The following is a 23,556-nucleotide window of genomic DNA, read 5'->3' as shown; positions in this document are numbered from 1 at the left end:
AGCCTGGGATGTCCCGCTTCGGATCAGCTCCAAGCGAGCTCGATCCCTTCGGCGGTTAGTGAACGTTGGAAGTCGGCCAGCTTGTCAGCCGTGTTGCGGATGGCGCGCGGCGTCAACTTTTTCTCCAGCGCAAAACTGGCCAAACAACCGGCCGCTTCGCCGATCCCCCACTCGACCGGATGCAAGCGATAACAGCCGTTGGTCAGATGGGTCGTGCCGATGTTCTTGCAAGCGGGAATTAGATTTTCGACGCGCTGCGGAATCATCGCTCCCAGCGGAATTTGAAACGGTAGCGAAGCAAAGTCGATGTAGTTGTCGCCGCCGCTGCTGGGGTGCAGATCGATGTGGTAAGAGCCCACGCCGACCGAATCGGCGAACGTCTTGGCTTTTAGTTGTTTGCCTGATTGCCCCGTAATCTCCGCACGCTGTGCGGCGCCGACATGCAACTCAGTGATGGTGAGTTCGGCCAGGATGCGTCGTGATTCACGCACGTAGGGATACTTGGCCAAGCCATCGCTGGTTCCGGTCATCTCCGGCAGCAGGCGTAGTCCCGGGAAGCCGGCGCCTCCATCTTTGCGGGGACATTCAGTTTGCAGCCAGTAGCAGAGAGCGAGACTTAGCTGCTTGGCCTGAGAGATATGCTGTTGCTTTTCGGCCGGGGAAACGTCGATCAGATTGCCTAGTACGTAGTCGTTTTGCGGCCAGTTGACCAGCGTGACGCTGCCTGGATACGATCCGGGGAGAAAGTTCGCCGCGTTCACAATCCGGCGATAAAGCCAAAGATTGAGCGAGCCAGGCGTCGCGGCGCCGGTCGGATCAAAGCCCAGCTTCTTTGGCTTCAAATCGCGAGGCGACGAATAGTGGAGATCAAGCAACTTGCCAGACCACGCCGGCGTCAGCGCTGGAACATAGTCACGCCAAAAATCATAGTCGGTCGGCTTCTCGCCGACAAAATCTTGGCCGGCGACGTACTGCAAAGGGAAGCAGACGGTAAACGCTTGCTGATTGGCCGGGTTGGCGACATCCGCGGCGTGCAGTTCGTGCGTGTCGGCTTTGGCTTCGGCGCCGGTGATGTACTCGGTTCCGGTCAGCGGAAGCAGATCGCCCAGTTCGGTCGCGTCAATAAAGTAAGGTGCAGTCAGCGTTTGCTCGCCTCCATCTTTTAGCGAGCGCACGCTAACGCTGGAGATGCGATCTGCGTGCATATCGGCTTGCACCGGGACATGTTCTAGCAGCAGGGTCAACTTGCCGCTTTGCAGATAGGGGGCCAATGTTGCAGTCAGGACGGCCACGGCGACGCGCGGCTCATGACATAGCCGCGATACGCTGCCGCCGCCGGGGTTCAAAGTCGGATTGTTTTTCGCCGCGTCTGTCAGGGGATAGTGATCACGATAGTAGTCGCGGATCTCGTTGCGAAACTGGCGATACGACGCATTTGCGCCGCGGGTTTCGATCGAGCCATGTTCGTCAGGCGGAACGATTTGCGATGTCAGTTGCCCCCCGATCCAATCGGTCTCTTCGGTCATGACAACGGATAGTCCGCGTCGTAAAGCGGCGATCGCCGCAGCGCAACCTCCTAGACTTCCGCCGATGATCGCGACGTCCGCGGCAAGCTCGCCTTTGAGACCAGCTTTATCCGCCAATAGCCATGGGGTAAACGAGACCGCGCCAGCTATTCCGCTGGCGGTACGAAGAAAAGTGCGTCGATCGAGTGTCATCAATTTGAATCCAGAGGAGCGGTAGAGGATGCAGCAGAAGGGACTAGAAATTCCGGAAGGGGCCACGCGGTTCGGCAGCTTCCATCTCCACCGTCCACGCGGCGAAGCGTTGTTTCAAGCGGGCGAGCACTTCGGGACGCTCTTGGGAGAGATCTTGTTGCTCGCCGATGTCCTTAGTCAGATTGAACAAGCCGCTACCGGCGGCGCTGTCGACCCATTTCCAATTGCCGACGCGGGCAGCGAGATCGCCTTGGCGCTTCCAGAACATCTCCTTTCGAGGCGAGCTGGCGCCATTTAAAACCGGCAGCAAATCAAATCCGTCATAGATGACGTCGTTGGGCAACTTGGCGCCGACTGCCGCCACCGCGGTGGGAAATATTTCGAGAGAAGTCAGAAACGCGTCGCTGACCTGGCCAGCCGGAACTTTGCCGGGCCAGCGAATAATGCACGGCACGCGATTGCCCCCCTCAAACATCTTGGCTTTGCCGCCGCGTAGAGGTGAATTGTCAGAGCCCCCTCCTCCGCCGTTGTCCGAGAGGAAGATGATCAGCGTGTTGTCAGCGATCTGATGGTGTTGGAGTTGATCAAAGACTTTTCCGATCGCTTCGTCCATGCGTTCGACGGCGGCGAGATAGGCTTGGCGACGTTTCTGAGGCTTGGTGTCGCCGGCCGGAAAATGATCGAGATATTCTTGCGGCGCTTGGGCGAGACCACGGATCGAGCGATCTAGATTCGAGGCGCTATGCGGAGCGTTGAATGGTAAGTAGAGAAAGAAAGGACGCTCGTGATTCTCGTCAATAAAGCGAAGCGCCTCGCGTTCAAAGAGCTCGGTCAGATAGGTTCCCTTGTCTGCTTCGGTCGGCTGGTTGTCGCGAAACATCGACGGCACGCCGTACCGCTCGTGGGTATAGTAATCGACACCGGTGTTCGCGAATCCGTAGAATTGATCAAAACCTCGCTGCAACGGCAAATAGCGTTTGAGTTGGCCCCCATCCCATTTGCCAAAGACGGCGCTCGTATAGCCCGATTGTTTTAATACGTCGGCCAGAAAGACTTCTTGGGTGTCAGTCCCCAGGATGTGCTCGGCGGTGACCGCGTATTCTTCCGGCTTGTAAAGATGGTCATAGTCGGGCGCCTCGTTGCGGATCATGTCGTAGGTGCCGTTGCGCTGGGGATAGCGGCCCGTCATCAGCGATGCGCGCGACGGAGTACATGCTGGCCACGAAACATAAAAACTGGTGAGCCGCGTTCCCTGGGCGGCCAATTGATCCAAGCGAGGAGTCTTTACACCATTGTCTGCGATGCAACTCAGATCGGCGAAGCCTTGATCGTCGGAAACAATCAACACAATGTTGGGCGGTTGTGCGTTGCCTTCGGCGGCAGGGCTGTTGCTGGCCAGCGACAAAAGTGTCAGCGCACAGGCGAGAGGGATCAGGCGAATCGAAAGCATGGCGAATATTTTGGTGACAAAAAGAGAATACGGCGAGTGAAAGAACCTGCATGATATCACGGAACATCAGGCAAGTTCAAGAAAATCGTGTTTGCGGCGCCGCCCGCTCAAATTGACCAGTTTCAGCAAGAAACAAACCAGGCCGCAATGCTGCGGCCTGGTTTCGATTCTTACGGCAAATTACGTACGCTTATTGATGCATGCCGGCCAAGTCTTCGAGACCGAGTCGTTTCATCTTTTTGTAGAGCGTCGTGCGGTTGATCCCTAACTCGTCGGCGGTCAGGTTCCGATTCCAACCGTTCGATTCGAGCGTTTCCAGAATGATCTGACGTTCCGGAGCTTCCAATGCTTCTTTCAAAGTCCGGCCGTTGGTTCGTTGGACCGAAACCGGAGCGCCCGAGGCAATCGCGGCCGGCAGTTCGGCGGGACCAATCATCTCGCTCTTCGAGAGCAGGACCGAACGTTCGACGACGTTTTGCAACTCGCGAACGTTGCCGGGCCATTGATAGCGCTGCAGGGCCGAGATCGCTTCTTCGGTGAAGCCGCGGATTTGACGTCCGGTGTCTTGGCGAACTTCTTCGAGGAAGTGATTCGCCAGACGGGGAATGTCGGTCATGCGTTGACGCAACGGCGGCAGCTCTAGGTTGATGACGTTCACGCGATAGAACAAGTCTTGGCGGAACTCACCTCGTTCGACCAGGGTCGACAGATTTTCGTTGGTCGCCAGGATGACGCGGGTGTCAATCGTAATCGTTTTCGTGCCGCCGACCGGCTCGAACTGCAGCTCTTGCAGCACGCGGAGCAATTTGACCTGCATGCTTTGCGGCGCCGTGCCGATTTCATCGAGGAAAATCGAGCCGGTATCGGCTTGTTTGAACTTGCCGAGCTTCTCGTTGGTCGCGCCGGTGAAAGATCCAGCGACGTGGCCAAACAATTCGCTTTCGAGCAAGGTCTCGGGCAACGCACCGCAGGCGACTTCGACAAACGGTTTTTCACGACGGTTGCTACGACGATGGATCGCACGCGCCAGCAGCGATTTACCGGTTCCACTTTCGCCGGTAATCAGGATTGTGGCGCGAGTATCGGCGACGCTGTCGACCATGTCGAAGATCTTCAACATGCGATGGTCGTGGCCGATGATGTTTTCTAGTCCGTATCGCAGATCGAGTTGTTCTTTCAATTTTTCGTTTTCGGCAAGCACTTGGCGTTGGGAGAGGGCGCGGCTAATCGCCATTTCCAATTCGCGATCGATGAGCGGCTTGGTCAACATGTCGAACGCGCCGAGACGGATCGCTTCGACCGCATCGTCGGCGGTGCCGTAACCAGTAATCAAGATGACCGTTAATTCGGGCTTCGTCTTGCGAATGTGCCGCAATAATTCGAATCCATCCCCATCCTGCAGGCGAACGTCTGCTAGCACCAAGTCGAACTTATTTTCGGCCAGTTGAGCGACGGCGTCGTGATACCCGGGAGAGGTGGTGACCGTATAGCCGATCTCGCGCAGCCACATACCCATCGAATCGAGCACGTGACGATCGTCGTCAACCAAAAGTAAGTGGGGCTGGCTCATGTGATTTCACTTTGATATTTGGCGGGGGAGATGGCGACCGGGGCGTTGGCTAACAAGGCTTCTTTGCGGATGGGGCCGCCAAAGATATCTAGGTCACGCCTTGCCGGAAGTCAACGCAGCGGTGTGAAAACGCAACACTGCGGCAATCCCCACCGATGCGGGTTGGACGCAAAAAGGCCGCTTTTATCGGCATTTACCTCTTTTTAATGGCGTGGGAGCCCGCAAATTGTGCACAACACCCGCCATAAGCACTAGCTATTTCTAGGCATGGCGGTAAGATAGGTTGTAGTTAGCCAACTAATGTTTGATTGGGCATTCGCGGACTTGTCGCCCAATCCTAGAAACTTCCCGCACTTCGCGGGCTGGTTTACTTGAAGTTGCATCGCACGTAAAAGTTCTGGAGTAGAAAACATGGGAATTAACGTCATTGTTGCGGACGATCATGAAGTGGTTCGCAGCGGATTGGCTAGTCTGCTCAAGGGTACTGAGATCAGCATCGTGGACGAAGCTTCTACCGGTAGCGAAGCGGTCGAGAAGGCGTTGGCCCATCAACCTGACGTTGTGTTAATGGACATTCGCATGCCTGACACGGATGGTTTAGCCGCGTTAGAGAAGATCAAAAAAGAATCGCCTAACACGCGTGTCGTAATGCTCTCGACCTACGACAACCCGACCTACATCGCACGCGGTGTTGCTTTGGGCGCCTATGATTACGTGCTTAAAGGTTCGTCACGTGAAACAATCGTCACGGCGATCGAAAATGCTGCGTCTGATAGCCCGATCGCTGAAGATAGCCTGATGAATCGCGTCCGCAACGCGATGGCCAAACGTCAGGAAGCGAAGCATAGCGACATTCCGTTGACCAATCGCGAAATGCAAGTGCTGCGTCACTTGGCCCTGGGGCTGAGCAACCGCGAAATCGGCCGCTCGCTAAGCATCAGCATTGAAACGGTCAAAGAACACGTGCAAAACATCTTGCGCAAGATCGATGTAACCGATCGCACGCAAGCCGCCGTGTGGGCTGTTCGCCGCGGCTTGGTCTAATCGTCTGCACCAAGCGGAGCAAAATAAAGAGAGACCGCCTGCTTTCAGGCGGTCTTTACTTTTGCGCGTTGCTAGAGCGTGACAAAAGGTTCAAAATGGAAAACGAGCTCTCTGCCGTAAGCTATTTCCGCATCCAACCTCTGTGCCCCACTCGAGAGACGCACGTCATGAATCGTTTTTTTGCCCTGCTACTTTGCCTGGCTGTAGAAATTGCCGTGTTCTCTCCCGCGTTCGCTGGTGCCGAAGAGCAGAAGCCAGATCAGAAAGCGTTGTTTGCGAAGTTCTCCGAGACGCTGACCGGCGCAACCTTGGTCGGCAAGTTTACGGTGGTAGGGCGTGACATGGCTCCGAAAGAAGAACGCTATGAAATTAAGACCGTCTACAAACTGGAAGAGGGAGATCTGTGGCTGTTTAACGCGCGGGTAAAATATGGCGATCATGACACGGTGATCCCGATGCCGTTAGAGGTCAAATGGGCCGGTAAAACGCCGGTGATCACGCTCGAAGATGTGGCGCTCCCAGGACTGGGAACCTTTGATGCGCATGTGGTGATCGATGGAGACAAGTACGCCGGCACCTGGAAGCATGGCGAAGTGAGCGGGCATCTGTTTGGCCGGATCGAAAAGCCCAAGCCAGCTGCCGAATAAGTGGGTTGCATCTGCGCAGCAAAAGAGGCGATTCCTGGAGGAATCGCCTCTGGGGGGTTGGGCTTGCTCCGAGTTGGAGCTATTCGACCAAGTTCTTCGACCGCGAGTTATTCGGCTGCGGCAGGCGTTTCGCTGGGGCGCGGCTTGGATACCGGGTCCCCGCTCGGTGCGCTGGCCAGAACTTTCAGCGACTCGATGCAGCTGATCATTTCTTCCAGCTTGATCTCAGACCAGCCGGCCGCTTTGTGGCGGATGATAGCCAGCTTCATCGCGTCAAACGCATCGAGCACGTCTTCAGGAAGTTGGCCAATCTCGGTAAACGGTTTGACCAGCGCCGGTTGTTCTTCCAACTCCGCTTCGCCCTCTTCTCCGTTTTGAGATAGCTCACGCGGAACTGCGCCGGGACCATCTTCATCGCCGAAGTCGGGCCCTTCAGGGACCGGCATTCCATCATGCGGCTCAATGTCGCCCAGGCTTCCCTTGAGTTCCGAATCGCCTCCTTCGGCGTGCGGCTCAAAGTCTTCGTCCAATTCAGTGACGACAACGTCTTCGTCCCGGGGGCGTTCTCCTTCGAGACTTCCCATCGTCTCCCAGCGTTGGTTGCGCATCGATGCGACCGACCAGCCATTTTGGACGGCGCCTTCCAGCCACATCTCGGCATCTTCCCAGTCGAGAGAAGCCTGGAAATGGCTCCAGTAGAGTTTCTCGAACTTTTCATGGACATCGCCAAAACGTTCGTAAACGCGACGCAGACGGCCGACGTGTTGGCCTGTGACCGAACCGACGCGGCTCGCCCAGGCTTCGTCCGAGTATTCGGTCGCGGGGGCTTTTTGCTCGGCCAGCGATTGGCGCCACTGTCCGATGATCCGGCCTTTCTCCCAATTGGTCGTCGAGACCAAGGAGTTCCATTGACCCACATAAGGCTGCGAAGCTGTATTCAAGCGAGCGATATCCTCCGAAGAAATCTCAACTTCCGAAGAGATTTCCTGATCGTTAATGTCTGCTGCCGAAGCTTCGATCGAATCCAATTGGGATTCGGGCGATTGTTCTTCCATGCCCTGAGATTCCTCGGTTAAAAGACTGCGAGCGCCGCCTTGGAGGCGGTTGATCCATTGAAGCGGGATGGATTCTAGGCGCCAGGCGATAGCTAGAGAACGGGGCAAGCGTCGAGATTGTTCGCCAAAACAATGGGCGGCGACGACAAACCGTGTTGAGGACACGGTTTCGAGAAACAGAAATCGCGCTGAAGTTGTCGTCGACGTCGGGGATAAGTTGTCGACCAAGCGTCGACTTCGCGATTACTTTACGACCCGCTCGTTCGATTCGAAGCCGCAGCCCTTGTGAGCGCCATCGCAAAACGGACGATTGGCCGATTGGCCGCAGCGGCAGAGCGCAATGGTCGGTTTGTCGATTGTGTAGCTATTGCCGTCCGCGTCTTCAAGCGTGATCGGTCCTTCCACCAAAAACGGACCATTATCACGCACGCGAATCTTGGTTTCTGACATAATCGCTACCCTCGAAAGACGAGACCTATTCCTAGCAGGCCTTAAGCTGCTCAACTCTAACGCAACTTGGCTAGACTGTCTGCGCGACGCACGATTTATCGTCGGCTATCGAATCGGGCGCTAGGGCAACATTTCGCGTTGGTCTTCAGGAATCAGAGTATGCAGATGATCCCGAAGTTGAGCCCGGGCGCGATGCAGCCGGCTGCGCACGGTGCCGATGGGGGTGTTGAGGACTTCAGCGATCTGGTCGTACTCTAGTCCTTCTAGTTCACGTAGCACCAAGACTGAGCGATGTTCTTCGCTTAGCGTTTCGAGCGCTGCGCGGACTTGCTCGACATTTTCGTGTCGCTGCATGCGTTGATCGGGGCCGGCTCCGCCGTCCACTGGTTCACTGCCGGCAAGTTCGCGTCCCAGGTCGACCGAATAAACCGGCTTGCGGCGACGGCGATGGCTGACGGCGACATTAAACGCGATGCGATAGAGCCAGGTATAAAACAGGCTGTTTCCTTGAAAGGTGGCCAGTTTCAAGTAAGCCTGAACGAACGACTCTTGCACGATGTCTTCGGCATCTTCGCGCGAGCCGAGAAAGTGCAGCAGCGTGTTGAACAGTCGGTCTTGGTATTTGCGCACCAGTTGCGCATACGACCCGGTGTCGCCGGAAAGAATTTGCTCGATAAGCTGGCTATCGTCCACGAATGATGCGCAAGGGGTGAGCGGATCGAGAAGGGAGGTCGCGGAATGTGGCGGTGTTTGAAGCCGCTGTGACGAGTATTCGGAAAGGCCCCATAAACGCTTTGGCAATGCTGCGCGAAGCGTACTGCCCATCGTATTCCAAACCAACCGACAATACGAGGAGTTCGTCGCTCCGCCGCCGGTTACTCTGGTTGGCGATGGGCGGTGTCAGACGAAAATGGGAGGAAACAGACCGCAACGTCCCGCACGCCGTGAATGTCAGGCGTCGAATCCCGGACCCACGATCCCGCCGAGACGATGCCGGGCTGCCTGGTTAGAACGGTTGTACTGCCGGGAGAGGTTTCGACTTGCAATTGGCCGGCCAAAACAACCGAATATTCGTCAAATTCAGGCTTCCGCCCAGGCTTGATCCAGCCGCAGGGGCTGGTTAAGCGTGCAATGCGAATTACGGAGATTTTAGAATTAACTTGGCCGCTGAATTCTGCATTTTTTTTCGGCTTGTTGCCTGCCGCGGCGATTGCGCTCGGCGACTCGATCAAACGGGGCATTTGATGGGCTCTTCGGCAGATAAGAAACAAGTTTCTAGCTACGCACGAGCCGCTTTGCCGCTGCTCGCTGGTTGGCTTGATTGTAGCGGCCAGACCGTCTTGGGTGGGGAGCGGCGGAGGTAAATTAACATCAACAGCGCTAAACCAAAGACCCCTAAGCTGACGTTTTGCGAGATCGTCAGGCCGGTCCCGGCAAACGAGAGTTCGTCGGTGCGAATCAGCTCGAGCAAGTAGCGGGTAATCGCATAGATTCCGAGCGTCATCGCAATCACTTCGCCGTCATGTCGACGCGAAGGATAGAAGAGCGCAGCGAGAGAAAAGAGCAATAGTGCGTTCAGGCTGGCGTAGATCTGCGTCGGATGGACCGGGATGCTCCACGTGGGAGCTTTGGGCAGGAAAATGCGGACGATCGTGCCATCCGCTTTTTGCAGTCTTAGCACTCCTTCGCGTGAAGCTTCCAAAAGCTGCCGCTGCGCGGCGACAAGCAGCGGGACGACTTCGCCGCGGCTATCAGTTTTCACGGCCGGTTCGACGCCGTTGATCTTTGCAACGACGTCCCCCACGCTAAGCAGTTGCCCCTTGGCGGGCGAGTCGGATCGGATGCGTCCGATGACAATTTCGCCGCGATGGTTCTCGGCCAAGCGAACGCCAAAAAAATCACCGGTCTCTAATTGTCGCTCGTACGGCGGACTTCCCTGGGGGAAAGGGATCGCCCAGGGATATTCACAAACGCCGCCATAGCAGCAGCCGTTTAGGAGGCAGCCAATTCTTCCCAAGCAAAGCCCCAGCATCAAACTAGGAGCGATCAAGTCGGCCAATGCCAACGCCGGTAAACGATTGCGATAGCAAAACAGAGCGAAACCAATCGCCGCGCCGATCAACGACCCGTAAACAACGAGGCCCCCTTCGGTAAAGTTGATCGCGTTGAGAAAGGTCGCTTTCCAGTTGCCGGCGACATAGAAGTACTGATCCCAATATTCGGCGACAAAAAATAGGCGAGCGCCGAGAATGCCGGGAATAAACATCCAAAATGCGAGCGCATAAATTGCATCCGGATGCAGCCCCATTTTTTGCGCACGATGCGCCGCGAAACTGACCCCGGCGACGACAGCCGCCAACAGCATCACTCCATAACCACGAATCGGAATCCCATCATGGGCCGCGACAAACATCGGCAAGCCGAATGCGATGACAACCGCGACGATCAAGATCATCGGCAAATAACTAGCGGTATCCTTGTTCCAGCCCTGCTTGCGAAAGAGGATCGCCAGCAGCACCGCGGATAGGAGGAACCACACAATTAACAGCCAGCCGAAACCTGCCAGCGGCAGTCCGAACAGCTCTTTCGGGATTAGAAATAGAGTTTGGCGCACGTGGCCGATTCTCTCTCGCGGCGGAAGGATGTACTAATTGGTCGGCGAGAGACTCACGACGCAATTGTCGATCAGACGCGTTCCGCCGACGCGTGCAGCAATCAGAATAACGACTGTATCGGTCGCTGTCTGTAGCGTTTCTAACGTCTGTGGATTGGCCAGTATTGCATAATCAATCTCACGAATCCCGGCTGCCTGCATTTCGGCCCGCATTCCTGCGGCGATCGATTCGGCGTTCCGGTCTCCGGCCTCCAATCGTTCGGTCGCCACACGCAAGCTGCGCGAGATCGATAACGCGGCCGTTCGTTCCGCCGGCGAGAGATAGCGGTTGCGTGAGCTCATCGCCAGGCCATCTTCATCACGCACGATGGGGCAAACCGCAATCCGGGTTGCGACATCCAGATCAATCACCATTTGCCGAATGACGCTTGCTTGCTGAAAATCTTTTTGGCCGAAATAAGCGACATCTGCCGGAACCATGTTCAGCAGTTTTAGCACGATGGTCGCAACGCCGGCAAAATGGGTCGGTCGCGAGATCCCTTCGAGCGGCAACGCAACTGCGGGCGGCGTCACCACCGTCGTCATCCCCGGCGGATACATATCAGCCGCTTCCGGCGCGAAAACCCAGACCGGGTGATATTGTGACAGTAGTTTGATATCACTCTCGAGCGTGCGTGGATATTTTGAAAAGTCCTCGTTTGGTCCAAACTGCGTTGGATTGACGAAGATGCTGACCACCGTAAAGTCGCACTCAGCCGCCGCGCGGCCGACCAGGCTAAGGTGCCCTTCGTGCAACGCACCCATGGTCGGTACAAAGCCGACGGTGAGCCCGCTTTTGTGCGCGGCGTCCACCTTGGCCCGAATTTCTTTGGGCGAGTGAATTAATTCTGGCGTCGGTAGCGGCGATGGGTTCATCACAAATTTTGCTTAGGTCGGTTTGAGAGCAGCGATCGCCGCACTGATTTCAGTCGCAGCCGCTGCTAGGTCAGCGCCAGGAATCGGCAGGTAAGGACCATGCGGTCGTCGTTGTCGACAAATATCGGCTGGCGTTCCCCAAAAGACAAGCAGTCGCGGCTCGGGTTGGACCGCCGGATGGGTATCGGGGAGAATGGGGAAATCGGTGGTTTGGCGAACTCGCTTGATCAACTCGGCGATCGCCGCATGATCCTTGGCGATGATGCGCACCACCGGCTGAGCGGCGTTCAGTTGTTCCAGTAATTCGCCGAGCGTCCGCTGGCAAATAGGATGCCGCATGTCGGCCGCGACTTCAACCGCGGGCTCCAAGACAAACCGCCGGAAGGTCATCCGCGGATGAGGAACTTCGAGCGATTCGGTATCGATCTGCTGCTGGTCAAACAGGAGAAGATCGAGGTCCAGCCGGCGCGCTCCCCAGCGTTCGATGCGGACGCGTCCATGCGCTTGTTCGATCTCGATCAGCCGCGCGTGAACCTGCTCGACCGAAAGTTGAGTTGAAAGCCGGACGGCGGCGTTGAGGAACTCAGGCTGTGCGTCGGGGCCGCCGATCGGCTGCGTGCCGTGGTAGCTGCTGACTTGTAGATGGATGACTCCAGGCGTCTCGCGCAGCATCTCGACAGCGCTATCGAGCGTCTGTTGTCGATCGCCAAGGTTGGCGCCCAAAGCAATCAAAGAGTCAGGCATGCGCCGCTCATCCAGATCAAGGCTTGGAGGAAAACTCCAATAATACCGCGCGGCGGAGCTGGCGCTTGGCGATCAATCAAAGAAAAAGCATAAAGGGGGCATCCGTTCCACACTGAAGTCGACTATTGTTCCAGTCAGTCGTCGCCCTTCACGCCGTATCGTGCAACCAGCTGATGCGTCTTGTCGCGGAGATTCCATTCGCCAGACGCGGCTGGGGCAGTACAAATTGAAGTGGTTGTTAATTAGTAGGTAGCGAAGTTGTGGGCTAGGTTTTGTTTCGATATCAGCGCGCAAAACCGCTACGATTGGATTCGCGATTTACGCTGCGAGGATAAATGCGTCAGAGCGACTGTGAGGAGATTCAGTGAGTCGTTTAGCAGCAAATCGAAAGGAAAACAAACAACATCCGCAAAAGGTTTCAGTCATCACAAGGCACCATTTTCTGGAGGCGAGACGAATTGTCAAGCAACCTAGCCAATGTTTTTTTGAAGGGCTGCAAAATGGTCGCATCGCAAGCAACAAACCGCTTGATTTGTGAAGCAAAACCTGCAATCAATTCTGAAGCCGATCGCAAGTGCGCGCCAAACTTGTCAACAGATCATGACAGATTTTGCGGGAGTTGAGCCAACTGATTTACAATCGCCGATGACTTAGCGCCGGCATTTGCTCTCGGACCTTCTGCAACTTTTCTAGCGAGATTTCTGCAGTGATCACCTCTTCGGAGTCGCCGCCAGCTTCGGCTAAAATGGTTCCCCAGGGATCGATGATTAGCGAGTGCCCGTAGCATTGGACGCCGCTGGTCGAATGACCAAATTGATTGGCGGCGATCACAAATAACTGATTCTCGATGGCGCGAGATCGCAACAAAATTTCCCAATGTGCAGCGCCGGTTTTGGCAGTGAAAGCGGCCGGCAGCGCTAAACATGCAACTTTTTTGAGATCGTAATTTCGGACAAGTTCGGGGAACCGTAGGTCGTAACAGATCGCCTGCGCGACTCCTCCGAGCGATGTCTCACATGTTGAAAGCTGATCGCCTGGGGCGACAAAGTCCGACTCTTGCACATGCACATCCGGCAAGTGGATGTCAAACAGATGGATCTTGCGATAGATGCCGATTTGCGTTCCTTGCGGATCAAAAATCAGGCTCGTGTTGAAGACCCGGTTTTCTGCTGGCTGCTTTTCGGCGAAGCTGCCTGCAACTAGGTAAATTTGGTGCTTCTGGGCGGCTTGCCGCATGCGATTGGCGGTTGGTCCGGTGATCGCTTCTGCCTGTTCGGCGAGGTTTTCTAAGCGGCCCAAATAGTTGCACAATTCAGGCAAAACGACCAGCCGCGCACCTTGCTCGGCGGCTTGGGCGATCAGTCTCTCGGCGGTTTGCAAATTCCGCTCTTTGTCCTCGCCGGCGTTCATTTGAACCGCCGCGGCAATCCACGTATCGGACATCGATGAAATTCCTCAAAAAAGGGGGCAAGTGCGTGAGAAGAACGATTTCCGCCCCGCGCCGATCAGCAGTCGCGTGTTATACTTAAATTAACCCCGAATCCAACGAAGGAAAGCCTGCGCCGCATGAGCACTTCTTCTCAGTCGCCTGCGACGGCCGATAATGGTCCGGTGCGCGAATTGCTCGAATCGCTTTGCGAAAATGAAGACGTTCGGGTTGATTTTTTGACGCAACTTTTGGGGCGAGCCGCTTGCCGTCAGTTGGCGATCTACCGTCTGCCGGTCGATTTTGTCCTGTCTGTTGTCGTGCCGGTCTACAACGAAGTCGAGACCCTGCCCAAATTGATCGCTGCAATTCGTGACAGCGGAGTGCGCTGCGAGATCATTTTGGTTGACGATGGCAGTCAAGACGGGACGCGAGAGATGCTGGACACGTGGCGCGACCAGGCCGACTTGAAGATCATCTTTCACGCACAAAATCAAGGCAAAGGCGCCGCGCTGCGAACCGGCTTTGTCGAAGCGACCGGCGACGCCGTGATCATTCAAGACGCGGATCTTGAGTATTCGCCGGACGACTATCGCGCCTTGCTGCAGCCGATCGTGATGGAAGGCGCCGATGTCGTTTACGGCAGTCGGTTTATCGCGGGCGCTCGCAACGTGCCGCGGTTGCGACACTTCATTCCGAACAAAGTGCTGACTTGGTGGTCGAACCTGTTCACCAACTTTCTGCTGACCGACATGGAAACTTGCTACAAAGTTTTCCGCCGCGAGATTATTCAGCAAATCGGACCAACCTTGCGCGAAAAGCGATTTGGCATTGAGCCTGAGTTGACCGCCAAGCTGTCGCGTATCAAGGGACTCAAACTGCGTGAGGTCCCCATTCGCTATTTCCCTCGCACTTATGCCGAAGGAAAGAAGATTGGTTGGCGTGACGGAATTCGTGCTCTGTGGTGCGTGATCCGATATTGATGAATCAGCCCGACGAACTTTCGCAACAAGTCCGTCGCGGCGCCCGCGCGATCATCGGCTTGCAATTAGCAGGACAGGTCGTTTCGATCGCCGTCTTGGCGATGCTCTATCGTCTGGTTGATCCCAGCCAGTTTGGTTTGCTTGGCATGATCTTGCCGGTGACCTTGCTGCTGCGGACTTGTGGAACGTTTGGATTGAATATCGCTGCGGTGCAGCAGCGAGATCTTACGCAGCCGCAAGCTTCCGCACTGTTTTGGCTGCAGATCGCCGCAGGAGTTGTGCTGACGTTGCTCGCCGCGGCGCTGGCTCCGGTACTGACTTACTTTTACGAGGCGCCGGCCTTGCTGGCGCCGGCCCTGGCGATGTCAGGCACCGCACTCGCCGCTAATCTTTTTACGCAACATCAAGCAATGGCCGAAAAGCGATTGCGGTTGCGCGAGTTGGCGATTGCCCGATTTGTGGCGCAGTTGCTCGCAGGCGTCGTCGCCGTCTTGATTGCGTTAGGGGGAGGACGGATTTGGGCGTTGGTGGCGCAGCAGTACGTCGAACTACTGTTGTTGACGATTTGCGTATGGTGGATCGAACCTTGGCGGCCTGACGCTCCGCGACGCGAAGCGAGTTTGTCGCACCTGTTGCACTTTGGCGGCTACTTTACGTTGAGTGGGCTGCTATTTGCTTCCGCTCAGAACCTCGACAAAGTCTTGCTGGCGCTGCTTGTTGGTCAAAGCGAAGCAGGGCAGCGTCTGATTGGCTACTACAGTCAGGCTTACAATCAGATGATGAAGCCGGTTTTTCTGTCGACGGTACCGTTAGGAGCGGCGATGTTGCCGGCGCTGGCCGCAACCCGCGACAAACCGAATCAGTTCCGCGATACTGCGGCAGAATGTTATCGTTTTGCGTCGGTCGTGTTGGCGCCGTGCGCCGCTGGATTGGCGGTTGTCGGACAGAACGCAATGCTCACGCTCGGCGGTCCCGAATGGGAGCTGACCGGCGTATTGCTCTCGATCATGGCGCTCGCCGCACTCGCGCAAGGTCTGATCAACCTTTGCAGCAGTTTGTTGGCGGCCGTAGGTCAGGCGAAACGCTTGGCGTTTGGCGCAGCAGCAGTTGGATTGATGATGGCGATTTGCTACGCGATCGCGATTGCCGTTGCGCGACAGTTTAACGGAGAACTCGCCGAGGCATTCAGCCTGGCGATCGCTTATGCCGCCGGGACCTTGCTGCTGACGCCGATCTATCTGGCGTATTGCTTTATGGTCAGTGACGCCGATGGGAAACGCATCACGCAAGGCATGCTGCCGTCAATTTTCGCGGCGATCGGAATGGGGCTGCTGACCTGGGGACTACAGACGCTGATTAACCGTTATACCGAATTCCCACCGCTGGTTACGTTGGCCGTAACCATCGGGTTTGGCGTGATCGCCTACATGACGCTGGCTCGAGGGGAAGTTCGTTGGTTGTTGCGTCGCATGCAGGTCGACTGAGGATCACTTAGAGCCTATCCGGAGAGACTCTTACTTCTGTCGCCAAAGCAAGTCATCATCCATCTGTAGTTTTGCTCGCAGGGCGATGGTCTCTTGCAGAAACCGTTTAGCGTCAACCGGATAGCCGGCTGTGGGGCGAAGTTGCAAGTCATGCGAGCGCCAGTAGGCGTTGAACGCCATCATCGCCAACTCACGCATGTATTTGGCTGTCATCGATGCAAGCGCCGCTGGTAGAAATTCTTCTCCCCCCTGGCGAAACTCAATCCGACAGCGTCCCTGTTCACGTCGCCAGTCATAAGAACTGCGCTTGCGCGACTCTTCTTTGACGGTCACGAGATTCTCGCCGAAGGTTGCTTGGAGCAGCGCCGCATAGCAATCACGCCCTCCATGTTTGTCGCAAACAATGGTTACGTCGCCGGCTTCCTGCGGAAGCAGGTCGCGCACGAGTTCTAGCGTTGTTGTGGACAACAGGTGACTTTTGTTACTGCTGGCAAGCCGCTGATTGAATTCGCCGGCGAAGAGGAGTGCGGCCCGCACATCGACGAGCCGGACCCCCATTTTTTCAAACGCTGCGTGCAGTTGTGCGGCGATCGTATCTATTTCGGCAGGCGAAATCGCCGTGGGCAAAGGAACATCAAACTCGGCGAACCAAGGGATCGACGCTAGGCGGTCCGTTCCAGCCTGGCCGATCTCAGAGAAGATCGCTCGCCAAGAGCTGACGTCGCGGTGAAGTAATTGGGCGGCGGAGTGAACCGCTCGCTCCAAAGGCGCAAGCGATTTTTTAGCCGTGAACAACTTCTTGGAGTCGGCGATCAGCAATCGTGCGTCGCGCGAAGTAGACTTGGCGACGGCAATCACCTCGCCGAGCGCCTCGTAAAGATCTTCGCCAGAGAGTGAGTCTGGCGTTTCCCAGACCGTCGCGGCGATGACCAGCGGTCCCAAGTTGGGGCCGTAGCCTGCTTCATCGACTCCGATCAGCCATGCCATGGGATTTGCTCGGGGACTATTGGAAACGGAGCAAGCCAAAACCGGCTGGCATCACTTCGGGCTGCGACGGAATCGTCCACGATTGAAAACCGCTGCCGGTCGCGATCCGTTGCAATCCAATGCTCCACGTGTCGCCGGGAGCCGGAGGCGTTTTCGCCAGGTCTGTCAGCAGGATTGCTCCTTCGATAGTCCAGATACCGGCGACGTCATCTGCTTGAACGTACCACTGCGGATCCCAGGTCGGATCGCCAAAGCTCGATTCGTTGGTCCAGCCACACCAGTCGACGGTGAGCTGATGATAGGAAGCATAGTCGCGATCAATGTCCAACAGCAACTCGACACGGTCTCGCTTCGAGAGATCGGCGTCACGCTGGCGACGGCCGCTCGGCTTGTTCGTATAGTTTGAGCCGGGCGCATGCTTGGCGCGAATCGCGAAATAAAGGTACTCACGATCATAAGCCAAAAAGAGAGCGGCCGGCCATTTTGAGTCGTCCCGCTTGGGACTAACGAGATCAAACGGTTTGCAGTGCCGCCAGGTTTCGTCATCCAGTCGTCCATCCAGATTAGGCGGAGAATCGGTGCGAATACACATCGCGATCGGCTTAGGAGGAATGCCGGCGTTGCGCCCCAACACAAACTCAGATTGGGCGCAAGCGCTCCAGGGATCGTTCTCGCCGCGACCAGCCAAACGATGCAGTAGGTTTTCGGAAGCGTGCCCAGAGGCTTCGCTGCTCAGGGCACGCGAGACTGTAAAGGCAACTTCGGGGCGAGCGATCACTTGAGGATATCGACGGGTATACTCTTGAGCCAGTTCGGCGGCAGTGCGAGCATAGTTTCGCCCGATCGAGACGCCCGGCGTGGTCGCCACCAAGCCGGGTTTCGCGGTCTGGTTGGAGGGCAAAAAAGCAGCGGCGGGGGTTACCGAAGTGGGACGAATCTCTGCCGCCAAAGTCACCGCTTCTGAGGTTGAATCGGCCGTCGCAAAACGGTCGGCGACTTCCCGACTGCCGTAGAAGATCAACAACCAAGCGACTGCTTTTTCGGTAAGCGGATGATCCGGAAAGCGATCAATCATCGCTGACAAGACTTCGGCCGCCATCGGGCCATTTCCACCGGCGTGTTGCTGCATCGCCAATTGGTAGAGGGTTTGCGGTCCGGTGTCGCCAGGCAGGTCGCTGGTCAGATCGCCGAGTTGCGCGAGCCACGCGGCGCCGCCGTTGGGACGCAATCGCGCCGAAGCGACAATCCGCTGCACATTGTGCCGGCGCTGCGCCAAGCGTCGGAGTTCTTCGAGATTGGTCGAAGCGAGCGAACGCTCGGCGCGACGAGAAACTCCGCCGGAGTCGAGGGGGATTCCGGAGAAGAAATCGCGATCTCCAAATTCGTTGGGTAACGTGTTGCGATTTAGTTCAAATGAGATCGCCGCCGGCGTCAAAGCTTCGTCCTCATGCAGCAAGCTGCGTGCGGCGGCGGCATGTTCATTGAAGGACATCGCCAATTGCGGCGCGATCTGCGTGCCGGTAATCGTGATCGCGCCATCTTGTCCTGGGGGGAGGGTCGCAAAGACTTTTTTTACCATCCACGGCGTCAGGCGAAGTGATTCGAGTTGTTCAGGATAGGCGTTGGCGTCCCCCGCTTTTTCGACCGCAGAAAGGACAATTTGATTGATCAAGTAGCCGGTCGCATCGGTTCCGCGAGGATCGGCATATTCCGTCACCACAACATGTGGACGCCAACAGCGCAGTTGACGCACCATCCGTTCTTCCGCTCGCTGTAGCGCAGCACCGTCATTCGCTTGATTCCAAAGCTCAACAATCTTGCGGCCATCGAGTCCCAGCTTGTCACTGGGAAGCGGAAAACTAGCGGCGTAGTCAGAGTGACTGATCCCCAGCAGTAAGCAGGCGGCCCGAATCTGATCGGTATATTGAAGTTCGATCGCCGACGTCATTTCGGGGCGACCAATGATTTCGATTGCGGTCAAATATCCATCGGCGGCCGAGAGGCGACTAAACGCTTCGCAGGGTAGTTTCGCTCCGCTGCGAAACGCGCCAAATAAGGCTGCTTGTTCACCACCGCGGCGCTGCGGAAACCAACTAGCGCCACCATCGTTGGTGGTGAGAATGACGCCGAGCGCTCCGACCGCCCAACCGTGAGTCGGATTGACAAAGGTCACTGCGTTGAGCGGCGTGCGAATTCCGGTGGGCGCAGTTTCCCAGTGATCGCCTCCATCGTGCGAGGTCAGCGCAATCGAACCAGGCGAGCCGACAATCGTGATGCGATCTCCGGTGACCGTAACGCCGCGCGCGTCAAATTGTCGCCCCACGGCGCCCGGCAAGTCGCTGCTTCGCGAAGTCCACGAGATGCCGCGGTCGTCGCTTGACATTACTAGTCCGGCGTCGCCGACCAGGGCAGTGGAGCCTTGGGGATCGATCGCCACTTGATGGGTGCGGCGATTTTTGTCGGCGGGAATCGATTCTCGATAGACCCCTTCGTCAAACCAGGCTGTTGCGCCGTCGGCAGCGGTCAGCAAGACGCCGCGACCAGGAAGCAGCGCCAGCGAGCGCCAGGGGTGAGGCTTTTCGATGGTCAGCGGTCGCCAGCTGCGGCCTCCGTCACGTGTCTCGAACAAACCAGTCGGATAGACGGGTGATGGATCCGCGACAGCGTACCCATGGTTGGAATCGGCGAAAACGACGTCATGCAGACACGGGAGTCCTAAGTTCGCAATTTCGCGCCACGAGCGGCCGCCATCGATGGTGCGTAAAACTACCCCACGCGAGATCCGGCTATAAGGATTGATTCGACCGCCGGCGATCCAACCCCGCTGATCGTCGGAAAAATGGATCGCCTGCAACGGCACATCGACGCCGGAGGGGATTTGCTCCCAATGGTTGCCGCCATCTTGCGTGCCCCAGATCACGCCGTGATCTCCGACGGCGAAACCACTTTGAGGGTTCAGGAAGTGAACGTCGTGCAGGGCCGCGTCCCCCGAATAATTTTCTGCCGCCCACCCCGGCGTGGCGAAACAAACTGCCACGATTGATACTAACCAACCAGAAGCTCGGCGATGTCGAATGTCCATCCTTGGACTCTCAATGCTAGCAGGAGAAACGGAGAAATCGCCGTCAGTTTAGAGGATGCCAAGAAACGGGACCATACTGACTGTAACGATTCCCCGGGGCAACGATTGGTGATTGAGCCGCAACTTGGAGATTATCGCGAGTTTGGGGAAAAAGTCTGTCCTACCTTTGTAAAGAACCATTCCTTACCAGTATCGGTAGTGATTGAAAATGAATACTCCATCCGTTCGTAAGTTGAATGTCGTGATCGTTGATGACGATCCAAGCATGAAACGATTGCTGATTCAGGTTCTTCGTAATCGTTTCGAGGATGATTTAAATCTCTGGGGATTCACCGATCCTTTGGAAGCGCAGCAATGGATGGATCAAAACTGCTGCGATCTGCTGATTAGTGATATCGAGATGCCTGCGATCGACGGCATGGGAATGCTAGTATTCGCCAAGCGTCGCAATGCTTGGACGCAGGTGATATTTTTGACCGGGCACTCTTCCTGGGATCGCGTTACCGAAGCAATCGAGAATGGCGCCTCTGATTTTCTGCTGAAACCGCTGAACAAAGAGGAGTTGGTTAAGCTGGTCGGGCAAGAGCTTGAACGGTTTGTCCGTTGGCAAACGGCGCTGCGGGGTCGCAAGAAGACAGCCTTCGCCAACTAGATTGAATCCTGCTCAGGATCTACCGCAGAGACGATTTGTCGTCTCTGTTTTTTTGCGCGCTTGATATAATATGCGGGTAGAGTGAAGCTCTTTACGGCTCACAAAATATCGACCTGCGTTGCTAGTTTGGGCTCGCATCCCTGCGATTCAGCAATCGGTCGAGATAATGAACCGGCTGCTAAGCGTTGCTTGTCGCAGTGAATACGGGGCCAGCACTGATCAGCTTGGCGAATCGGCGGCGATCTTGCGCAAGATCGTGTAGCCAATCTGTCAAATCCGAGAGCGGACCGACAACGGCTGCGAGCTCTTGCTTGCTGTTGAGGACCAGTTCTTCCATCTGATGGATTGCATAGCTGATCTCGTGAACCGGAACGACCTGGGCAGCCGATTTGATGCTGTGCAGCGTACGTAAGAGCGAACGATCCTCCTGCGATTCTTGGGCGAGCCAAGCACGCAGTTCCTCGATTCGTTCACCGAGTTCAACGCGAAAGGTTTCCAGTAAACCGGCTGAGGGAATATGCAGCTCTGGGGGCTCTGGCGTCGCCGCCAAGTGCGGAGCAGCCGTTGCCGGCGACTGAGCGAGAGGAGGAACCGCTGTCGTGGTTGGGGGCGGCGAATTTTTGGGCGTAGATTTCGCAGCTACGAAGCCGCGTCCAAGGATCAAGTCATCGGCGATCGCAACGACTCGATGCAGTTCTGGTTTCGAGATCTGTGCGTCGGCTCCGACTGCCTCCCCTTTCTTCGCATTGTCTGGAGTAACGATGGAAGAATAGAGCAGCACCGGCAATTGTCCGAGGCCTGGATGGTCTTTCACCCGTTTGGTGAGATGAAAACCATCGATCTGCGGCATCTCGACATCGCTGATCAGCAAGTCGGCGATCTCCGCTAGATTTTGTTTTGAATTCCACTGCGATTCGAGCCATTCCCAGCAGAGGCGCCCGTTCTCGAATGCGTGAACTTGCGTGTAGCCGCTGCCAGAAAGCATTGCAATCATTGCCTGACGGACGGTGACCGAGTCATCGGCGACGACGATGCGAAGTTGTTCACGCGGCAGTTGGTGCGGGTTGGCGACGGCATCTTCGCGCAAGATTTTCTCGGTAACTTGATCGGCGATCATCTCAAAGTCGAGCATCGACACCAGTTGGCCGTCGATCCGAGCTACTGCGGTGACAGGGGTTGTGCCGGTCGCCATAATCGCAGGCACCGCCAAAATCGTTGACCAACTGACGCGGTGAATTCTGGCTACTGCATCGACGGTAAACGCCGTCTGCATCCGATTGAAATCGGTCAAAATGATCTGCTGATCGCTTCCCGGATCGTCCTCGATCTGCAAATGCTTGCGGAGCGAAACGCAGGGTACCACGGTATTTCGCAGTTGAAAAACGCCGAGCACCGAAGGATGGGCTTGCGGCAGCCAAGTCATTTCCTGACGAGGTAAGACTTCGCGCACTTTGGCGACGTTAATGCCAAAGGTGAACCTGCCGACGCGAAAAACGAGAATCTCTAGCTCGTTTGTGCCGCTTTCCAGCAAGATTTCTTTCTGCAGCAGGATATTGCTAAGCTTTGGCATCGGCGTTCGGTCGTTGGAGTGTACGGAGGAACGGTTTTCCTTCGTCACGTATCGACCTACTACTGCTAGCAGGCTGACAAAAATTCGCCAGCCTGCCTAACCGGTAGGGTTGGACTAATCATCTTCTCCAAAGCCGCCGACGCCGCGCCGAATCAACGCATCTTCGCGCAGTTCATGGCGTCGCAAATTCTCGGCAAACGCATTGAGCCGAACTTTGGCAACTTGCAGCGTCGTTTCCTGCGGAGGTGCGTCGTCCAGAAACGCGATTAGCCCGTCCAGTTCGTCCAGCAGTTCGGGATGTTCACGTTCGATTTCCCGGGCTTCCGGCCCCAGGGTGGCTCTTCGCGAGACCGCCTCGTCAAGGCATAAACCTGCTTCCTCTCCACGGAAGTGTTGGGCCATGTTATCGCGCAGGCGATGGACTCGCTCGCGAATTTTTTTCCAGTCCGTCTGCGTATCGCAGTCGTGTCGCTCGCCCAGGCAGCAAGCGAAGAGTTTATCCAGTTCCGCGTTAAGCAGACGATGCTCTTCGCGAATATGGCGACGAATGCCCTCGTCGCTGCAATTGAGATAAGAATTGCCCGTCATCATACACCTCCTTGACTCGTCGCAATGACCAGCAGTGGGCGGCGAGCGAATGACTACTCCGCTACTTTGTCAGGTTGGCGGAAAGTAAGTACCGGGCATTTCGCTTTGCGAACGATCGTTTCAGCGTTACTGCCCATCAGTAAATGCAAAAAACCTGTCCGTCCATGAGTTCCCATCACAATCAAGTCGGCCTGCTCTTCTTCGGCCATTCTCAGAATGGCATGAGGCGGATCGCCGCTGACCAAGCGATGAACGCATGGTACGGCAGCATCCGTAGGCCGCACTTCCTGCAGCATCTTTTTGACTTCCTCGAGCGATGGCTCAAGCATGCCGTAGTACATCTCGCCGCCGCCATAAGAGGTGGGCGGTTCTTCAACATGGACAATGATGATCGTGGATCCAAAGTCCTTGGCGATCGCCGTCGCCAACCGCATCGCGGCGTCGCCGCAGTGCGAAAAATCGGTCGGAAAGAGAATCTTGTTCATTTTCATCGTTGCACCCTCCTTCTCTCTATACTGTACGCCGATTGCGTCGCAAACGTAAGCAATTTTTGTGCGACAAATTGACGCACCAGCTG

Annotated in this window: 21 protein-coding genes; 5 read left to right on the top strand and 16 right to left on the bottom strand. The window is 56.3% G+C overall.

The genetic code is table 11. The features are described from left to right. Positions 1–23: 23 nt before the first annotated feature. From SH421x_RS23700 to SH421x_RS23690, 3 genes are all read right to left on the bottom strand, one after another. Positions 24–1,718: an FAD-dependent oxidoreductase gene (locus tag SH421x_RS23700; protein WP_488852489.1), complete on the bottom strand. Its 1,695-nt coding sequence runs from the start codon at positions 1,716–1,718 to the stop codon at positions 24–26. 43 nt (positions 1,719–1,761) lie between these two features. Then, positions 1,762–3,168: a sulfatase-like hydrolase/transferase gene (locus SH421x_RS23695; protein ID WP_488852488.1), complete on the bottom strand. Its 1,407-nt coding sequence runs from the start codon at positions 3,166–3,168 to the stop codon at positions 1,762–1,764. Positions 3,169–3,358: 190 nt separating this feature from the next. Then, positions 3,359–4,738 (bottom strand): sigma-54-dependent transcriptional regulator, encoded by a 1,380-nt coding sequence (locus SH421x_RS23690; RefSeq protein ID WP_488852487.1) that lies wholly within the window; start codon positions 4,736–4,738, stop codon positions 3,359–3,361. A gap of 411 nt (positions 4,739–5,149) precedes the next feature. On the opposite strand from SH421x_RS23690, the gene SH421x_RS23685 reads away from it, so the two are divergent. Both SH421x_RS23685 and SH421x_RS23680 read left to right on the top strand, forming a co-directional pair. After that, entirely contained in the window at positions 5,150–5,782 is a 633-nt protein-coding gene (locus tag SH421x_RS23685) for a response regulator (RefSeq protein ID WP_488852486.1), read from the top strand. Positions 5,783–5,949: 167 nt separating this feature from the next. Then, complete coding sequence (locus SH421x_RS23680; RefSeq protein WP_488852485.1) at positions 5,950–6,429, top strand: hypothetical protein; 480 nt, start codon at positions 5,950–5,952, stop codon at positions 6,427–6,429. A gap of 107 nt (positions 6,430–6,536) precedes the next feature. Here the strand turns inward: SH421x_RS23680 and SH421x_RS23675 are convergent, their stop codons facing one another. The 8 genes from SH421x_RS23675 to SH421x_RS23640 form a co-directional block, all read right to left on the bottom strand. Then, positions 6,537–7,484, bottom strand: a complete 948-nt coding sequence (locus tag SH421x_RS23675; protein WP_488852484.1) for a hypothetical protein — start codon at positions 7,482–7,484, stop codon at positions 6,537–6,539. Between the two features lie 243 nt (positions 7,485–7,727). Beyond that, positions 7,728–7,934 (bottom strand): CDGSH iron-sulfur domain-containing protein, encoded by a 207-nt coding sequence (locus SH421x_RS23670; protein WP_488852483.1) that lies wholly within the window; start codon positions 7,932–7,934, stop codon positions 7,728–7,730. Between the two features lie 120 nt (positions 7,935–8,054). Then, positions 8,055–8,627 (bottom strand): RNA polymerase sigma factor, encoded by a 573-nt coding sequence (locus tag SH421x_RS23665; RefSeq protein ID WP_488852482.1) that lies wholly within the window; start codon positions 8,625–8,627, stop codon positions 8,055–8,057. A gap of 182 nt (positions 8,628–8,809) precedes the next feature. After that, positions 8,810–9,175, bottom strand: a complete 366-nt coding sequence (locus SH421x_RS23660) for a hypothetical protein (protein ID WP_488852481.1) — start codon at positions 9,173–9,175, stop codon at positions 8,810–8,812. Positions 9,176–9,213: 38 nt separating this feature from the next. After that, the gene (locus SH421x_RS23655) at positions 9,214–10,548 is read right to left on the bottom strand and encodes a prolipoprotein diacylglyceryl transferase family protein (protein WP_488852480.1); all 1,335 of its coding nucleotides are present in this window, start codon (positions 10,546–10,548) and stop codon (positions 9,214–9,216) included. A gap of 33 nt (positions 10,549–10,581) precedes the next feature. Further along, on the bottom strand, positions 10,582–11,463 hold the full coding sequence (gene panC / locus SH421x_RS23650; RefSeq protein WP_488852479.1) for a pantoate--beta-alanine ligase: 882 nt from the start codon (positions 11,461–11,463) through the stop codon (positions 10,582–10,584). Between the two features lie 12 nt (positions 11,464–11,475). Continuing rightward, positions 11,476–12,207: a 2-amino-4-hydroxy-6-hydroxymethyldihydropteridine diphosphokinase gene (gene folK, locus SH421x_RS23645; protein WP_488852478.1), complete on the bottom strand. Its 732-nt coding sequence runs from the start codon at positions 12,205–12,207 to the stop codon at positions 11,476–11,478. 633 nt (positions 12,208–12,840) lie between these two features. After that, complete coding sequence (locus SH421x_RS23640) at positions 12,841–13,650, bottom strand: carbon-nitrogen hydrolase family protein (RefSeq protein WP_488852477.1); 810 nt, start codon at positions 13,648–13,650, stop codon at positions 12,841–12,843. A 123-nt stretch (positions 13,651–13,773) separates the two neighbouring features. On the opposite strand from SH421x_RS23640, the gene SH421x_RS23635 reads away from it, so the two are divergent. Together SH421x_RS23635 and SH421x_RS23630 are read left to right on the top strand one after the other, a co-directional pair. Further along, positions 13,774–14,616, top strand: a complete 843-nt coding sequence (locus SH421x_RS23635; RefSeq protein WP_488852476.1) for a glycosyltransferase family 2 protein — start codon at positions 13,774–13,776, stop codon at positions 14,614–14,616. Further along, complete coding sequence (locus tag SH421x_RS23630) at positions 14,616–16,100, top strand: oligosaccharide flippase family protein (RefSeq protein WP_488852475.1); 1,485 nt, start codon at positions 14,616–14,618, stop codon at positions 16,098–16,100. The genes SH421x_RS23635 and SH421x_RS23630 overlap by 1 nt, the downstream gene beginning before the upstream one ends. Before the next feature lie 30 nt (positions 16,101–16,130). Here SH421x_RS23630 and SH421x_RS23625 read toward each other — a convergent pair whose 3' ends face one another. Beyond that, complete coding sequence (locus tag SH421x_RS23625) at positions 16,131–17,087, bottom strand: hypothetical protein (RefSeq protein WP_488852474.1); 957 nt, start codon at positions 17,085–17,087, stop codon at positions 16,131–16,133. Between the two features lie 16 nt (positions 17,088–17,103). Continuing rightward, a complete protein-coding gene (locus SH421x_RS23620) occupies positions 17,104–20,169 on the bottom strand; it encodes a YCF48-related protein (protein ID WP_488852473.1) in 3,066 nt (1,021 codons plus the stop codon). Between the two features lie 208 nt (positions 20,170–20,377). On the opposite strand from SH421x_RS23620, the gene SH421x_RS23615 reads away from it, so the two are divergent. After that, the gene (locus SH421x_RS23615) at positions 20,378–20,821 is read left to right on the top strand and encodes a response regulator (protein WP_488852472.1); all 444 of its coding nucleotides are present in this window, start codon (positions 20,378–20,380) and stop codon (positions 20,819–20,821) included. A gap of 178 nt (positions 20,822–20,999) precedes the next feature. Here SH421x_RS23615 and SH421x_RS23610 read toward each other — a convergent pair whose 3' ends face one another. The 3 genes from SH421x_RS23610 to SH421x_RS23600 form a co-directional block, all read right to left on the bottom strand. Continuing rightward, a complete protein-coding gene (locus SH421x_RS23610) occupies positions 21,000–22,391 on the bottom strand; it encodes a chemotaxis protein CheW (RefSeq protein ID WP_488852471.1) in 1,392 nt (463 codons plus the stop codon). 114 nt (positions 22,392–22,505) lie between these two features. Continuing rightward, the gene (locus tag SH421x_RS23605; protein ID WP_488852470.1) at positions 22,506–22,982 is read right to left on the bottom strand and encodes a hemerythrin domain-containing protein; all 477 of its coding nucleotides are present in this window, start codon (positions 22,980–22,982) and stop codon (positions 22,506–22,508) included. Positions 22,983–23,032: 50 nt separating this feature from the next. Next, positions 23,033–23,470 carry a universal stress protein gene (locus SH421x_RS23600; RefSeq protein ID WP_488852469.1) on the bottom strand — a complete coding sequence of 146 codons (438 nt, stop codon included), beginning with the start codon at positions 23,468–23,470 and terminating at the stop codon, positions 23,033–23,035. Between the last annotated feature and the right edge of the window lie 86 nt (positions 23,471–23,556).

Source organism: Blastopirellula sp. SH421, from assembly GCF_057808535.1.
This window is presented reverse-complemented; position numbering and strand designations above follow the sequence as displayed.